The organism is Leptolyngbya sp. AN10 (genome assembly GCF_050565645.1).
Lineage (GTDB): Bacteria > Cyanobacteriota > Cyanobacteriia > Leptolyngbyales > Leptolyngbyaceae > Leptolyngbya.
Map to the genome: position 1 here is coordinate 57,691 of NZ_JBNXVP010000035.1, position 15,787 is coordinate 73,477.

Annotated in this window: 17 protein-coding genes and 1 pseudogene; 5 read left to right on the top strand and 13 right to left on the bottom strand. The window is 48.4% G+C overall.

The features are described from left to right. Window positions 1–103 precede the first annotated feature (103 nt). Window positions 104–3,586 (top strand): NB-ARC domain-containing protein, encoded by a 3,483-nt coding sequence (locus ACQ4M5_RS32275; protein WP_430679913.1) that lies wholly within the window; start codon window positions 104–106, stop codon window positions 3,584–3,586. Window positions 3,587–3,635: 49 nt separating this feature from the next. Here the strand turns inward: ACQ4M5_RS32275 and ACQ4M5_RS32280 are convergent, their stop codons facing one another. Both ACQ4M5_RS32280 and ACQ4M5_RS32285 read right to left on the bottom strand, forming a co-directional pair. Continuing rightward, window positions 3,636–4,925, bottom strand: coding sequence for a glycoside hydrolase family protein (locus ACQ4M5_RS32280; RefSeq protein ID WP_430679914.1), 1,290 nt, complete (start codon window positions 4,923–4,925; stop codon window positions 3,636–3,638). 688 nt (window positions 4,926–5,613) lie between these two features. Then, window positions 5,614–5,811, bottom strand: a complete 198-nt coding sequence (locus ACQ4M5_RS32285; RefSeq protein ID WP_430679915.1) for a helix-turn-helix domain-containing protein — start codon at window positions 5,809–5,811, stop codon at window positions 5,614–5,616. A gap of 143 nt (window positions 5,812–5,954) precedes the next feature. Between ACQ4M5_RS32285 and ACQ4M5_RS32290 the strand changes: the two genes are divergently transcribed. The 4 genes from ACQ4M5_RS32290 to ACQ4M5_RS32305 all read left to right on the top strand — a co-directional run bounded on the left by ACQ4M5_RS32290 (window position 5,955) and on the right by ACQ4M5_RS32305 (window position 8,993). Then, entirely contained in the window at window positions 5,955–6,713 is a 759-nt protein-coding gene (locus ACQ4M5_RS32290) for a hypothetical protein (RefSeq protein ID WP_430679916.1), read from the top strand. A gap of 299 nt (window positions 6,714–7,012) precedes the next feature. Then, entirely contained in the window at window positions 7,013–7,951 is a 939-nt protein-coding gene (locus tag ACQ4M5_RS32295) for a hypothetical protein (RefSeq protein WP_430679917.1), read from the top strand. A gap of 2 nt (window positions 7,952–7,953) precedes the next feature. Beyond that, the gene (locus ACQ4M5_RS32300) at window positions 7,954–8,355 is read left to right on the top strand and encodes a hypothetical protein (protein ID WP_430679918.1); all 402 of its coding nucleotides are present in this window, start codon (window positions 7,954–7,956) and stop codon (window positions 8,353–8,355) included. Between the two features lie 317 nt (window positions 8,356–8,672). Further along, the gene (locus ACQ4M5_RS32305) at window positions 8,673–8,993 is read left to right on the top strand and encodes a hypothetical protein (protein WP_430679919.1); all 321 of its coding nucleotides are present in this window, start codon (window positions 8,673–8,675) and stop codon (window positions 8,991–8,993) included. 23 nt (window positions 8,994–9,016) lie between these two features. Here ACQ4M5_RS32305 and ACQ4M5_RS32310 read toward each other — a convergent pair. From ACQ4M5_RS32310 to ACQ4M5_RS32360, 11 genes and pseudogenes are all read right to left on the bottom strand, one after another. After that, window positions 9,017–9,376 (bottom strand): annotated as a pseudogene (locus tag ACQ4M5_RS32310) (calcium-binding protein); the annotation flags it as partial. A gap of 204 nt (window positions 9,377–9,580) precedes the next feature. Then, window positions 9,581–10,717, bottom strand: a complete 1,137-nt coding sequence (locus tag ACQ4M5_RS32315; RefSeq protein ID WP_430679920.1) for a pentapeptide repeat-containing protein — start codon at window positions 10,715–10,717, stop codon at window positions 9,581–9,583. A gap of 502 nt (window positions 10,718–11,219) precedes the next feature. Next, window positions 11,220–11,810 carry a hypothetical protein gene (locus ACQ4M5_RS32320; RefSeq protein WP_430679921.1) on the bottom strand — a complete coding sequence of 197 codons (591 nt, stop codon included), beginning with the start codon at window positions 11,808–11,810 and terminating at the stop codon, window positions 11,220–11,222. 3 nt (window positions 11,811–11,813) lie between these two features. Further along, window positions 11,814–12,143 (bottom strand): hypothetical protein, encoded by a 330-nt coding sequence (locus ACQ4M5_RS32325; protein WP_430679922.1) that lies wholly within the window; start codon window positions 12,141–12,143, stop codon window positions 11,814–11,816. A gap of 70 nt (window positions 12,144–12,213) precedes the next feature. Beyond that, on the bottom strand, window positions 12,214–12,705 hold the full coding sequence (locus ACQ4M5_RS32330) for a hypothetical protein (RefSeq protein WP_430679923.1): 492 nt from the start codon (window positions 12,703–12,705) through the stop codon (window positions 12,214–12,216). 7 nt (window positions 12,706–12,712) lie between these two features. Next, complete coding sequence (locus ACQ4M5_RS32335; RefSeq protein ID WP_430679924.1) at window positions 12,713–13,183, bottom strand: hypothetical protein; 471 nt, start codon at window positions 13,181–13,183, stop codon at window positions 12,713–12,715. Then, a complete protein-coding gene (locus ACQ4M5_RS32340; RefSeq protein ID WP_430679925.1) occupies window positions 13,152–14,003 on the bottom strand; it encodes a sugar phosphate isomerase/epimerase family protein in 852 nt (283 codons plus the stop codon). The genes ACQ4M5_RS32335 and ACQ4M5_RS32340 overlap by 32 nt, the downstream gene beginning before the upstream one ends. 73 nt (window positions 14,004–14,076) lie before the next feature. Next, a complete protein-coding gene (locus ACQ4M5_RS32345; protein WP_430679926.1) occupies window positions 14,077–14,826 on the bottom strand; it encodes a hypothetical protein in 750 nt (249 codons plus the stop codon). Between the two features lie 87 nt (window positions 14,827–14,913). Next, window positions 14,914–15,183, bottom strand: a complete 270-nt coding sequence (locus ACQ4M5_RS32350) for a hypothetical protein (RefSeq protein WP_430679927.1) — start codon at window positions 15,181–15,183, stop codon at window positions 14,914–14,916. After that, on the bottom strand, window positions 15,093–15,314 hold the full coding sequence (locus tag ACQ4M5_RS32355) for a hypothetical protein (protein ID WP_430679928.1): 222 nt from the start codon (window positions 15,312–15,314) through the stop codon (window positions 15,093–15,095). Before ACQ4M5_RS32355 ends, ACQ4M5_RS32350 begins: the two co-directional genes overlap by 91 nt. Window positions 15,315–15,390: 76 nt before the next feature. Continuing rightward, window positions 15,391–15,787 (bottom strand): hypothetical protein (locus tag ACQ4M5_RS32360; protein WP_430679929.1); only part of this gene is annotated, 397 nt, incomplete at its 5' end.

Below are 15,787 nucleotides of genomic sequence, written 5' to 3' on the forward strand. Positions count from 1 at the left end.
CATTAAATTGGATTGCTCACTGAGTTCGTGCCTGAGAATGACCGAGTTAAGCTAATTCTTGAGCAATTTCCTCTACAATTTGACTTAGCTTCTCGAAACTCATATGCCACGATCGTTAAAAGTTCGCCAAGATTGCATTGGACTGGTTAAGCTGTCGGTGAGACGGAATGGCTTTCTGAGCCAACAAGCCCTCGCCGAGGATCTGGGCTTGGCTCGTTCTACCGTCGTGAATTTCCTCACGGGAAAACCCGTCGATCGCGCTGTGTTTGAAGAAATCTGTCTCAGATTGTCGATCGCGCCTCAAGACATCATCGAAACAGATTTTGCAGCGATTGTGAGCAGCAGGACGAAACGATCGAGAGATTTGAGCAGTGCGCCAGATAGCTCTAGTTTTTTCGGTCGAGATCACGAACTTGCAACATTGGAGTCATGGATTCTTCAGCAGCAGTGTAAGCTAGTCGGGATCTTCGGTGCTGGCGGAATTGGAAAAACCGCACTATCAGTCAAACTCACCCATCAGATTGAAAGTAGCTTCGATTATGTGATTTGGCGATCGTTACAAAATGCCCCAGATTTAGATACGCTACTCACAGAGTTGATTCAATTTCTTGATCCGAACGCAAGCTTGCTAAAGACACCAGGCGAAAAGATGTCCAAGTTTCTAGACTGTCTTCAGCAACGATGTTTGATTGTTCTAGATAACTACGAAACTTTACTCCAAGGAGGAGTTCAAGCAGGCATCTATAGAAGCGGTTATGAAAACTATCGATCGCTGCTTAACTGTATTGGTGAAGCTCAACATCAAAGCTGTATTATCCTTACCAGTCGAGAAAAGCCCATTGAACTCGCTGCGATCGAAGCTCCCCACTCTTCTGTAAGATCGCTCCGACTCAACGGTTTAACAGGAGTAGAAGGAATCAAAGTTTTTGAGGGCAAGGGATACGCTGGACCAATTTCAGAGCTAGAAGGCTTAGTTCAGCAATATGGCGGCAATCCACTAGCATTAAACATTGTTGCCACAACGCTACAAGAGTTTTTTGATGGCAACGTTGCTGAATTCCTCAAACAAGAAGTGCTGTTCTTTGGAGACATTTGGCGACTGTTGAATGAGCAGTTCGATCGACTAACAACAGTAGAACAACAAATCATGTACTGGTTAGCAATCGAACGAGATTGGGCAAGCTTCAGCGATCTGCGCGAAAATCTCTTTCCCCCTGTTTCAACCAGGACCCTGATTGACTCACTGGATTCTCTGCATCGTCGATCGCTGATTGAAAAACACACTGCCCAGTCGAGTAGCTTTACCCAACAACCTGTCGTGATGGAATACATGACGAATCGACTGCTAGAACAAACATTCTATGAAATTAAAACAGGTCAGATTCAACTTCTAAATTCAGTCTCTCTAATCAAAGCTCAAGCCAAAGACTTTATTCGGGAAGCACAAACTCGCCTCATTCTTGAACCCTTAGTCAGAGAGAGCCAACAATATTTCAGAACAGAAGCCTCTTTGCGACAACAATTAGATGCTTTATTCAATGCAATTCAAAACAGCCCTGAATTAAGATTAGGCTATACAGCAGGTAACTTACTCAATCTCTACCGCGTGTTCAAGCTGAACCTGACAAACTATGACTTCTCTAGTTTAGTCATCCGTCAAGCTTTTCTACAGGATCTGGAGCTGCATCACGTGAACTTTTCAGGTTCAGAATTTCTCTATTCATCCTTCACGCAAACCTTTGGTGGTATTCTAGCAGTCCAGTTTAGTCCTGACGGTAAACACTTTGCCACCAGCAGTACAAATTGTGAAATCCAAGTCTGGCAGGCTGCTAACAAACATAGAATGTTCACCCTACAAGGGCATACAAATTGGATTCGTTATATTGCTTTTGACCCCACCAGCGAACAATTAGCAAGCGCAAGTGATGATGGAACCATCAGAATCTGGGACTTATCAAACGGAACTTGTCAAAGCGTTCTCACTGGACATCGCGATGGGGTTTATAGTGTTGCCTTTAGCCCAGATGGGCAAACGATCGCCAGTGCCAGTAATGATCACTCGATTCGATTATGGAACGTTAAGACTGGAGCTTGTCTCCAATGCTTAGAAGGACATTTAGCGGGAGTCCTAGCAGCAAGCTTCAGTCCTTGTGGCAAATTCTTAGCCAGCGGAAGCTTTGATCAGACCATCCGAATTTGGCAGGTCACATCAGGAGCTTGCTTACAAACCTTGATGGATCACACAGGTTGGATTGCGAAGCTCGAATTTAGTCCAGATGGTCAGTGGTTAGCCAGTCCCAGTAGCGATCGCACAATCCGAATTTGGCGAGTCGCAGATTGGCAGTGTGTTCAAGTGCTGCAAGGTCACACAGGCTGGGTTTGGGCAGCATCCTGGAGTTCAGATAGTCAATTCGTCGTAAGCTGCGGCGCTGACTGCACCGCTAAAATTTGGGACGCGATCGCAGGCAACTGCTTACAATCATTAGCAGGACACACCATGCAAGTCTGGAGAGCCGTATTCAGTCCAGACGGTCAGACGATCGCAACTGGGGGTGAAGATCAAGCGATCGTCCTTTGGGATGCGGAAACGGGTCGCCGCTTAAATACCATCACAGGCTACTCAAACTGGGCAAGACCCCTAGCAGCCAGCACTGATGGACAAGTCTTTGCAACTGGGCATAAAAATACAAAAATCTATATTTGGAACAGTCAAGGTGAGTGCGAAAGGGAACTCACCGCACACGCGATCGGGGTTCTAGCATTAGCATTTCATCCCGATCGCGCTTGGCTTGCAAGTGGGGGGCAAGATACCACGATCAAAATTTGGGATTGGCAGCAGGAGAGATGTATCGCAACGCTGAATGGGCACACGGATGCGGTTTGGGGACTTGCCTTTAGTCCAGATGGAAACATTCTCGCCAGTAGTAGCTTTGACCAAACAATCAAACTCTGGCGACTCCAAGACGGGATGTGTTTAGCAACCTTAGAAGGACATTGCGATCGCGTTTCCACGATTGCGTTTCATCCGAGCGGTGAACTACTCGCAAGTGGCAGCGATGATGGCGTGATCAAGCTTTGGAATGTAGCTCATCGAACCTGTGAAGCCGTATTATCTGGGCATCCAGATCGGGTGGGCACGATTCGTTTTAGTCAAACGGGCGATCAATTACTGAGCACCAGCCATGATCAAACTCTAAAGATTTGGGACATTCACACAAAAGTATGTCTTCAAACGTTAACAGGACATCAGAACTGGGTGATGGGAGCAACCTTTTTCTCAGCCGATCAAAGGATTGCCAGCACCAGTGCTGATCATTCAATCAAACTCTGGGATGCTCAAACCGGAGCGTGTTTGAATACGCTAACAGGGCACACGAACTGGGTTTGGTCAGTTGTAGCAATTCCCAACAGTCAAACCCTGATCAGTGTTAGTGAAGATGAATCTATCCGGATTTGGGATGCTCAAACTGGGGATTGTCTAGCGATCCTCAAGCCTAAATATCCCTATGCAGGAATGCAAATTGATAAGGTAACGGGTTTGACCTCTGCTCAAGAAGCAATGCTACGGGAACTCGGAGCCATGTGATCGCGACAGCTTCGAGCGCATATCTACCCTCGAAGCTGTGAAGACATTGCTACCGAATTCCCCAATCTACAAATAGATCACGCGGATCATAGCGACGCAGCAACGCAACTAACTCCCTCAGTTCTGCTTCTGTTCCAACACAAACACAACCCGCACTGCCCGGAGAACCACTGCGATTCCAGTCCATATGAAATCCGAACTTATCGCGATCGTCGAGTTGAGTTTTGATCAAAGGAACCCAAACCGGACCAATTCCATTGGTTGGATGAGCATGAGCAACAGTGTAGTTATCTCTACCGCCCGCAAAATCAATATCCCCGATCGTATAACGAGCCTGCGGGATTGGCTCTAGATTTCCAGGAAAACTCAGGGAATCATCAGGCACTCTAAATTCCTGCGCTCCAGGTGCACCTGAAATCACATCCAGCTTTGCTAATACTCGCCCTTTGGGATCAATAAACTCCAGCAGCAACTTCTCAAGTTCTGCGTAAGTCGTTGTTCCAGTTCGAGTTAAGCGACAGTAAACGCGCTCCAACATCGGAGGTGGAACTCGCCGCGCGACGTTCGTTAATGCAGTGGTTAAGGCTGCTTTTGTTCTAGAACCGAACTTGCCATCAATCTTGAGATCGTAATCTCCTTGAAACCATTCCACAGCCCCTTGAGTCACAACGGTGTATTTACCTGGTTGAATGCCATCCGCGAGATACCCCAACTTAGCTAGGGCACAGTTTAACAAGAAGCAATCCTGACCCGTATTTCCGACAACCAGGGTGCGATGAATTTGTAAGGGAAGTTTCGGTTCTTGCCAAGGTGAATCTGGGAATGACAGATCCGGTATCGGGACATCATTCCCTGGAAACCCATCACGGCTAAACAATGCTTCTTCTCGATTCCGTCGAATCACTAGCCCCGGCAGAACTTGACCGCCACCGTGAATCCAGCGATCGAACTCTCTTGCAGCCCCTTCATAGTCTTTGCGATTTAGTTTCTTCAGCAGCGTTGAACCCTTGAAGCCATCTGCTTCAGTGCCAATGTTGAAGGCAAATGAAACTAGCGCATCAAACATACTCTGAGTCAATTCGACCGTACAGAGCGCATTGACTGCCGCTGCTTTCTCATCGACTTCTACCTGTAACCAGCGTTCAGCATCCGACACCGTAATCACGTCGCCTGCTTGTACCGCTCGCTTGTCATCGATGTGTTCGATTGAGCCGTAGCCAATTGTCCAAATCCCAACGGGATCGGCATAGGCTTCAATCTTACCGTCTGGGCGCTGACGATGTAGCCCTTCTGAGCGTTTAATCAGAGATAAACAGTCTTGTCCAGCTTTCCAATTCATCAGTTTTTCCCCGTAGAACTTTGGAACATCTCTATCAAACTGGGTGATTAACTGAGTTGAAGACTGAGAATGACTGACTTTCAAAAGTGAACTTGAACAGAATGTGCGGTCAGCGCTCTAAGAATTGTAGGAAAGCTGGAAGTTCACCCTTGTGTACGCCCTGGGTGTGAGCTTATGAGGTGAAAGTCCTCTGTAGTGGAACCAGCGTCCAAATGCTCGAAAGTGATAGGAGCCGAGTGATGACCACTAGCCAAGAGAAAGGAAAACCCGTGAGGAAATGCAGTTGCGGAAGTTGGAGGCAAACCTGTGAGCCAACGAACAGAAGCATCATAGAAGGCACTTGTTCTTTAGGGCGAGTTGGCATCACACAACGAAGCCCTCTGATTCAAGGGACACAGCAAATGAGACCGCATAGCAATTGATTGATCAACGGAGCATTGCGTAAACTTTGCCGAATCACAAAGTCAAAGCGATCGCGAATCTGTTCTAAAAGTTTGACCGATAAAACCGTGTTCCCAACACCGCCGATTCCTAAAATCGCAACCAGACGGCACTGCTCCCGAACGATCCACTCCTTATGTGCAGCTAATTCTTCGCTTCGACCGTAGAACTGAGCAAGATCTGGTGCATCACCCCAATCGACTTGTGACTTAATCGAGGTTCCGCTCTCCTTGAATTCAGCAATCTCTCAATTGAGCGATAAGCGATCGCAGATTTCTTCAAACACGACGCGATCAACGGACTTTCCGGTTAAGAAATTGCTCACCGTCGATCGTGCGAGTCCAATATCTTCAGCCAAGGCTCGCTGATTCAGAAACCCATTCCGCTTGACCGCTAATTTAACCGTTCCGATGCACGCCTGTCGAACTCGAAGTGACCTTGCCATTGTTGATTCTGCTGACTCATTAAGATTTTACCGAAATCAAATTCAGAAACAAAAGCCAAAGTCAGTCATTCTCAGACTCGAACTCGGTCAGGCGAGTCATTAGATAGAACCATTCAGCTCTAATTTCTGAAGGAGAAAGACGAATGGCTCTGCGAAAACTAAGTTTACTGCTCACCTCAACTCTGCTGACGCTCACAGCTCTCAGCACTCTCCCTGCTCTGAGTCAAACCCTTGAGAAGAGCAACCAATCAATTCCATCTTCTGAACGGATTGCGCTCAATCTGCCCAACTTTCAACCCAAAGCTTCATTCAGCAACGGAGTATTGCAGGTTGCGATTCCGGTTTCTCTACTCGAAGGTCCGTTCAATGACATTCTGCGAGCCAACGAAGGGCGGTACAAAGACACTGACTTTCAGCGCATGGATGTCAGCAGTATGAGAGTTTCCTTCGCCGATGGCGGTTTTACGGTGAATGGCAACTGGCAGTTTCAAGCCCGTGAATATCTGGGATCAGTGTTTGGCAGAAAGAGATATACGTCTTGGACTTCGATCAGCGGATCGTTCAGTCAGGGCTTTAATGTTCGCGTCAACAATGGAGTCCTCGTCGCACAAGCGGGGAAAACGAACATTCGGGGCGCGAACAAATGGTACGGTGACATCCTCAATGCGGTGATTTCAAGAGTAGGCGTTAATGGTACCGTCAACAAGCAGGTGAATCAAAACTTGCAGCGTATCAACGGTATGAATGTTCAACAACTTCTTGTCTCTGCCGGAAGCGATCAGGCTGCTCAAGCTTTGGGCATCAGTCGGGATGAAGCAATTCGTTTGATTAACGCTCGTGTTGGAGGTGCGAATGCAGGCATCTCTGGCGGCAATCTCAATCTCACAGTCAAGGTGCAGTAATTTCTTGCCTAGGAATCTGTTTATTCGCTTCGTTTGAAGCAGTCGAACTCCGAGCGTCCAGACACAACAGGGTGTTCTACTTCCTTAAAAAAATAATGTTAAGAAAGTTCGCTCGGAACCTTGGTGTTGTGAGTGTCAATGCTAACATTCACAACAACGCGCTGAATTTGCCCGAAAGCTCCCATGTCAGCACTTTTAGGCTACATCTAAATCGTTCTTGTGAGTATCAACGTGTCTAGTTGATACCTGTAATTTCTTACTCCAAGTTTTCTACGCAATCTTGTTGCGACCCCCGACCTATGAGCCAGTCATTGCTGTTGCCCCGTTTTTCTGCTGCGAAGCGGGGCGACAAACTTACGAAAAGCAAACTTTCTCGTCATCTGGCGATCGCAGTTCTGCTTTTGGTTACGACCACAGCAGGTGGATGTCGATCGTCCGATGAGTATGTCAAGCTTTCGCAAGCGGGAAAAACCTATGCGGAAGCACTTGATACCCTGCTTGACTTTACCGCAGACACTCAAATCACAGAATCTTCTGAAGCACTGTTATCGTTTGATCGCGATAAGCCTCAGACTCGCCAAGACTATCTCAATATTGCCAAAGAAGAGCGAATAATTCTAGATGCGATCGCACGAATCAAAGAACATAATCGTTTGGTTGTGCGCTACTTTAGTCTTCTTCAAGACCTGGCAGGCTCGAATGCGCCAGATAAAGCCAGTGCCGAAGTTGGTACGATCGCAACCAACCTCAATAAGTTGGGCGAAGAACTTCGCGGCAGCCCATTGCTCAGTGAGCGACAAAGCCGCCTTGCTCAAGGCGTAACTAAATTGCTAATTAGTTCTCGCATTCGCGGCGCTCTGCGTCAGGAGCTAGAGGTTCGCGGTCCAACGCTCTTACGAGAACTGCAAACCCAAGAAGAGTTGCTCAGCGTTTTGGGAAGTCAGCTTAAGAGGATGTTGACTCGGATCAAGGGATTTCGAGAGCAACGACTCGTGATCGAACCTTATGCACAAACAGACCCACTTACTTCTGAGGAGTCGTGGATTGCGACTCGCAAAGATACCGTCAAGCTACAAGTAACCGCAGAAGAATTAGAGAATGCTAGTTCTGCGATCGCTGAATTTCGCGGCATCTTTCAAGACTTTGTTGAGGGGCGCTCCAGTCAAGGACGCATTAATAATTTGCTAGCTGACGTTGAAAATCTACTATCTGTCATTGAAACGCTGAAGGAGAAATAAGAATGGGAACCACCCAGAGAGCCGGATCTACTTTGCTGATTGAGCGCCTCGAATCTGCTGATGAAATACGTCAAGCTCGCCTTGCGGCGCTCGGAGAGATCGAAAGAGCGCTCGATTTTGAGGTCTACAACAAGTTTAAGGATGACCTGGATGCAAAGCGGATTACGAGAGAGAAATTCGATGAATTTCTGAGCGAACGTAAGACGCTGTATATTGCCGAACTCAAACTACGGGGCGCTGATATCGGTAAGATTGCTAGTCAGCTTGAAAGTTTGAATCCGCAGCTAAAGGAAGCGATCGAGAAGTTGAGCGAGGAGATTTCTGCTTTGAATAACACAGTCAACATTCTGAGCGCGATCGGTCGGGTGATTGATATTATCGCTAGAATTGTTGGCTTAGCCTAATGTTCCAGTGTTAGAGAACAGTTGACAGACAGTGATAGCTTACAGCTACCTAGCATTGTTCCGATTGTTGCCGTCACAATTTATGAGGATCGTGCGGCGCGTGAAGAACTCACAGCCCAGTTTGCTTAAGACTGGAATGTCCGTCTCAAGAGCTGCCAAGTTTTAGTACGATAGTGCTGCTCCCGCAAGGTAAGCTCTTGGAGCAATACTGAGTCATAATAACAGATGAGATCGCTGAAGTTGTTGAAAGAACTTTAGGAGGGGTATGAACGATGTGAGATTGGGCTAAAATACAAGAACGGTACCTGAAGTTTGATGTGCAGCATCAGTTAGGACACTTAGCAAGTACGCTCACAAGAATTCGCTCTCAAATTCAGCGAAACCTGCTTCCAGATGAAATTCTAGAAACAGTGCGGGAGGGACGGCATCTCGCTGAATGGCTCATTGTGAACCCCGATGTGCACATCCACAATGAGCTGCTTGAGCTTAGAGAGAAATTAGAAGATTGGCAGCCATCTCTAATCCAGTTAAATCTTGATCATCGCCAAGACATCGCTCTCTCAGCGCAAAAATGGTCGGTTTGCATCCTCAACCACTCGAACTTATTATCAGAGCAAAATACTTCTCCTACGAGTTGATGCAAAGGTTTAAATAGGAGAGTTCATTTCACAGCAAACCTTCCTCCAGAACCTAGCCCAGATGTAGACCCATTTTGGTTGTAGAATAAATCTCCTGTTGCTGAATTAAACACAATTCGAGCGATGTTAGATACTGCCAAAGACTCACCGTTTGCAGCACTGTTAATGACTGCAAACTCGCTAGCGCTGATTGCACTGTTTGTGGTTAGAGCTGTAAAAGTAGTTTTGTCTAAGACGATTCGATCAACACTTGAAACAAAATCAGTGATTCGATTTACGCCGATCGCAGCAGCGAAAGCAACCCCACTATCGAACACAAATCGATCAGAGCCAAGTCCCCCCGACAGTAGATCGTTGCCATTCTCGCCTGTCAAAGTGTCATTCCCAGCTGACTCTTACGCACTTTTGGTGATTTTAGACTAGGAAGTCTTCCAAACCCTTGAGCTTATATTGCTTATTTAGGCAATTGTGCCTTTTTCACCAAAAGTGCGTAAGAGTCCGAAAAGCGAGAGACGTGACACCTACTGTGCCAAAACCTGACCCCGGTAGGGGTTGCTAGGACACGAATTATTGAAGTTAAACAGGGTTCAATCTGTTTCTGTATCAAGTTGGTCAGAGTTTGAGGGTTCTGGGGGAAGTCCTAGCCACTCGCGGATGTCGAAATCATACTTTGCTTTCTGCCAGTCCCTAGCAGAGGTGAGCATTGCTTTAGCCTCTGCTTTGGCTTGAGGTAAGTCAAATTCCTCGATGTATGGGTTCCAAAACACCGCCCTCTGAAAATTGGCATCCTCAAGCTCTGCCTCCTGAAGATTGGCACCCATAAGCTCTATCTCCTGGAGATTGGCATGCCTAAAATTTGCCCTTTGGAGATTGGCACCCTCAAGGTCTGCTCTCTGAAGGTTGGCACCCGTAAGGTTTGCCTTCTGGAGATTGGCATACCTAAAATCTACCCTTTGGAGATTGGCATATTTTAGGAATGCCATGCTTAAATTTGACTTTCTCAAATCAAATCTAAAATGCTCCCAATCCGTATTCTTGTGTTTTCGCCTCTTTATTACCATCAATACTGCTTGAATGTCAGTTGGTAATGGAGGAGTCGGCTGTGGCTTATCCTTTGCCACTATAGCTTCTTCTATTTCCTCTGCGGGCTGTACTGGCTCGCTTGAACCCTTCTGTTTCTCTTCTTTAGGTGGATAGGGTCTGTTCTCTCGCACAAAAGCAGTCAATACTTCAAAGATCTGCCTGTAAATCTCATCTGGCTCCTTCGGGTCAGAGTCATTGGCAATGCTTTCAAGCGCATAGATTCCACCGAGGCGTACATGAATATTATCCTCATTCCCCAGCATCTCAACAGCTTTGGTGAAGCGTTCCATCGTCAGCCGCTTCTCAGTAAAGTCAGTATCAATCTTGTTCTTCTCTTGAGTTGCAGTGTAGTTGAGGACAAGGAACACACCTGTAACGATCGTTGCTGCCGTTGTCACGATGCTGAGGGAAGCCTCAAACCGCTTCTTGGATTCTTCCGTTGGGCTAATCTGAAGTGCAGTCCAAGTCCAAATAACCGCAGCAATCGTTAGCACAGTTCCAGCGGTTGCACCCCAGAAGGCAGCATCCACCCAGCGCCTATCCTTGAAGCGATCGAGATTTCTTTGGATGCGATCGCGCACACTCCCGACTTGAACTGGAGAAGCTTCTAACTTATCGGGTTGTTGCTGTTGTTCACCCATGTACCATCCCTCACCCTGGAACTGGCATTAGATTAACCCAACCAGGCTTCTTTTTCTGACATTCCCACGATGAGTTTCATCTGATCGCCTAGAAGTGGTGTATGGAGGGGAATTGAGGGATTGAAGGACAGGATAATGGGATCGATCATCAAGTTAGCTGATTGAGTGATGTCGCGTCCCGCGCTATTTTGACTCTTACGCAGTTTTGATGAAAATAGGTGCGAACCCTACGGGAAGCGGAGCTACCGCGAATCCTTGGAACGCATTTCTTAGAATTCAACTTGCTCAAATCCTCAACTTCACCAAAACTGCGTAAGAGTCCCAGATGTTTGATATCTAATAGAAGTCAGCAACGAATGAGTGGTCATCAATAGCAACCTCAGAAACTGAGTGCAATGGGACTGAAAAGAAAAAGATCAAACAGGAATGTTAAGACTTCAGCGGGCATGATGTTGCATCAGCGCGGTTTGGGGATTCATGTCCCTTCTTGAGCGGATTTGCTTCAAGTTGGAGTAGAGCGCTCTGCTGTGATCAATCCTGCAATTCGTGCCGCCGTCTCGCGGTACGGCTCCAAGTCATACACCGTCTCTTCGATCGTGACAATCTTGCCTTCGAGTTTGAGAAACTTCCACTGGAGTCCGGTGGTTAACACACCGTAGATCACAGCGTCAGAACGATTGAACTGTTGAGCTGCAACGAGTTCAACGAGACAGTGCGGCAAACAGTGCTCAATCTGGCGCTTCACTTCGACGATGAGCGCGATCGGCGAATCAATACCGGACATTCTGGGTGAACGAGTCATGAGATAGTCGCACTCTCCCACTAATCCGAGTTCTGGCTGTACCTCAAACGGATAGCCGGAAAATAGCATTGTATTCAGCTCTAAGGCAAGCGAGATCATCAGTTGCGCCACCAGGAATTCAGACCTCGTGCGCTCATTACTGTGCGGATTGACCAGCGAAGCCCCCCACGCGACCATCTCCCAGCGCGAGTCGGGTAGCGAGAGTGGTTGTGGTTCCACGAGCGGCAGCGCGGTTGTATGGATCTCAAGTCCAAACTGCTGCTGAATCAGGGTTAAGAGGGCATTGTGCATGAGTTAGCCAAAGTCAGAGAACATAGCACCGGGCTGGAATGATGGCATCGTCCCGATCTCGTCGAGCGGTTGCGCGGTGATCGGTGTGATCCGCAGTTGAGCGGTAGAATCACCATCGACAAAGGTGCGATTAATGCGCTCTACCAGTTGTTGGGGAGTGAGTGTGTCGATGTCTAACTCCTGCTTGAAGGAGCGGTAGAGAAAGTAGCCCCATTGCTCAGGTTCTTGGAGCATATGGGCAGCGATCGTGAGTACGGAGTCTGCTTCCACCAGACGAACGAGATTCGGTGAGATGCCTTCGTCATACAAGCTAGTTACAAGGAAAAGCGGCATAGGGCTGAGTCTGTCAAGTAGTTCTAATTCGGGCATAAAACTTAAACACCAAATTCAGATGGAACTTCGGTTACCAGCCTTCATAATCGGTGAGGTCGAGTTGTGTTCCCGTGTGCAAGTCGAGCACTCTAGTGATGCGACCGAGTGTGTTATCGCAAAACTGGTACACGAGGCGCTGTACCCAATCCTCAAACAAATCGCCCTCGATGCGATCGAACTCCTGCACGAGCAACTGATATTCCCGCTCGTGTAGGGTGGCGAAGACCGTCCAATCTGAACAAACACCGGATGTAATCCACTCGCGTTCGGCATGAGAAATGGCATCTTTTACGGTGAGGTGATACCCGTCCGTTGTGAGGCGAACCGTGTAGGTGAATGCGCCTCCGATCGCTCCACCCCGACGGGGAATCGGGAGCGGTGGAACATCGGAAGATTGGCTTATTTGTCGTTGCTGTTGAGCCTGCCGCCACTCAGTTTCAATTTGCTGTTGCCACTGGCGACACTGTTCGAGATGCGCGGCACTAAGCTTCAAGCAGATTTGATTCGGTCTCAGTTCGAGCATGATTGCCTCAAGAAGAAGGATTGGGTTCAGAACGCGGGGGTAGGTGCGGATGAATGCTCGTTTGTGTGGGAACAAAGCCTAGCTCTGCTGCTTTTTCAGTGCTCAGCGTTTGGTAACAGCAGAAACCGACTTCTGACTGGAGTTTACACAAGTTGCCGGGTGCACCTGTCAATTCGCAGGTCTGGAGTGAGCGCACACGAGCGTCCTCGATCAGATACTCCACGTCCCAAATCTTGGGCTGCGTGTAAAAGCGCAGTTCGCCAAACTTTTGTTTGACTTGGGCGACCATCAAGTTCTGGGCTTCAGAATGCTGTTGGCAATACGCTTCAATCTGCTCAGATAGCTGCCAAATGAGATCAAACCACCCATCTCCGCAACAGAAGCCATAGCACATCAAGTTTTGAGTCTGCGGTAGATGTCGCCCTCGATAGAGGTGATCAAATCGCTCAAATAATCGCTCGGTGTGTTTCTGGTTCATGGACGGTCACTCCATCAAAAAGGGCTTGGGTTTGCTGAACTCGTTGGTGAACTTGTTCACTGCTCTGATGATTCATCCGACTCTCCAGCACGATCGGGACATCTGAAGGAAAATTAGCGACGTGAGGGGTCCACCAAGTTTTCTCATTAATCGCAGTATGAGTGTCGCGCAGTCCATCATTATCTGAGATGTGAATCTCTAAAATGCGATTCTGTGCAATTTGGAACAAGTGCAACTTTTCTGCCGTTGAGCAATCGTGCCACAGATTGAGATGCGCCATATCGACAACGATTTCGACTTGAGGCAGAACAGTCAGAAACTGCTCGATCTCAGTCCGCGATCGCGGCAATTCGCAACGGGTCTGAGCGAACAGGGACGGATACATTGTTTCCACACCGAACCGGATTCCACGTTGCCTTTGGCACACGGGTACGTGCTCACAACATAACTGCGCCAACTGTTCAAGCTGATCCAACCACTGATTAACTGTGTCTGAGCGATGAAGGCTAACGCTGCCGGGATGCACCGAGTAAGCTGTGATATTCATCGCTGCCATCCAGTCGGTCAATGGATCGAAATACGATCGATCAAACTGCTCAGCCCGATTAAACGAGCGATGTTCCTGCCAGACGATCGCATGATGAGCGCGATACTGCATTCCCCGTTGCCGATAGTGTTGTAGCACGGCAGTCGTATCTACACTGGGTTTAACTCCAATGGCTAACTCTACCTGCCGAATCCCTGCTGCCCACAACACGTCGAGCGCGGTGCGTGTCGTGACTCCCCCATCGCTCGATAGACTGATCCACAGTTCATTCATGTGCTTACTCCACCATTTGGGTCATTGAGTCTCTCAGAATTGAAGAAATCGTAGTAATGTTTTAATCCTTGAATCAAGGAATTGAGCGGCGCATCGGATAGCGGAATGTCGTGACTAAGGGGTGCAGCGTCAGTAGGTCGCCGACAAATGCCAATACACAACTCAATTCTTGCCGTAATTGCTCTTGTTGCTCGATCGACCAATCCAATTCGGTAAACTGAGAGGCGGGTAGCTCACTCCAACGCTGCGTCGGCTTCAATTGATATGCCAATTCATACTGCTGCTGCTCGAATTCACACCGGCGATAGTGCATCGGATCGCCTGGACTGAGTTGAGCGTTTAGCGCAAAGCGCAACTGTGGAGCAACCGCGGCTCCGATCGATTTCGTCCAACCCCCGATCCCGATACCCAACTCATACCGGTACTCCGTGTAGTAACTTTCATCGTTGTATGCCCAGTCATCCACATCGACTCGGTGTTCCATCAGCACAACGGGAAACGGTAAATCATGCAGGATCCAAGCATTGAGATTTGCACTGAGTTCTGGTTTGTCGCTTGACAATCGCGAGCCAGAGGAGAACCCGTCCGCGATCTGGGTGCCAAAGGCGACTTCACCCAACAAACAGCGAAGATCGGGAGCGAGGGTGGACTGCAATTGTGCAATCACCACGGCAGACTGCTCGATGAAACCGCGTTCTTCTGCATCTAATGCCTGGAGTTGCTGAGTGATGCTCTGACTCAGTTGAGCGAGACGGGGTTCGATTTGGGCTTGATGGGAGTGGCGCAAGGCTTGGTAGCCCTCAAGGTCAAGAGAAAGTGTCATAACCGTAGAAGGATAAAGCGAGTATCGTACATTTGTATTACTTTTCCGAGTTCAGATCAACCGTAACGGGGCAAGGAGCTGAGTGACTTAATCCCACCATGCCCAGACAATCGGAGCGGGGAGACCTGTCCCCAACAATCGTTCGGCTTGCTCCAACGTGTATTGCCCCACTTCGCACCCCCAAGCATCTGCCACCTGAAGCAGTGGGACAACACTCGCTTCGGATTGTGCCAGGATGTACAGCGTGTCTAAGTTCCAGTGTTGTTCTAAGTCTCGTAGCGGCGCAGTAAGCCGCAGGCGGGCAGTCCTTCTCTGTCGCCCCGCAGAAACGGTCGCCCCATGAGGAACGATTGCCACAAGGAGCGATGCACTTCGAGGTCATGCAACACTTGAGCCGCATCAAAGCGTCCCGGACCTGCGTCAATCAGTTGAGCGATCGCGATTTCTTGGGCAGTGCAAGCGCTGATCGGTTTCGTTAGATCTAACATTTCTGCAAATTAGGTAATCAGGTTGTTTAGCACGTAATATGGCGGTGATTGCATCGATTCGTTCGCAGCCGGCTTACTAGAGCGATTCTGAATTCAGGATTTGCACACCCCACGTCCATGTTGCTCGTAATTGAACTGTGGAAAGCTCGATCGTCGCAGCAGGTTCAAACCACTGATAGAACGCTTGGCGTAGCTCACGGGAGATGTTGCCTTCAAGCCGAATGCCACAGATCGCAACTGCTTGCTTCCACACTGGAGCGGCAACATAGCCCTCGAAGTAGCAGTTCAATGCTTTTAACGTGGGAGATCGTGCATACGCAACTAGATTTTGCGGGGCGATCCATAGGTTTTGTCGATCGTCGTCAATAAAGGCTTGAGCAATCAACTGCTCTAATTGCTGGACTTGGAGTTGGTCAAAGGTCGCTCGGCGCTTGATAGCTTCGTGTCCTGTCCAATCGAGCGGCTTACCAAAG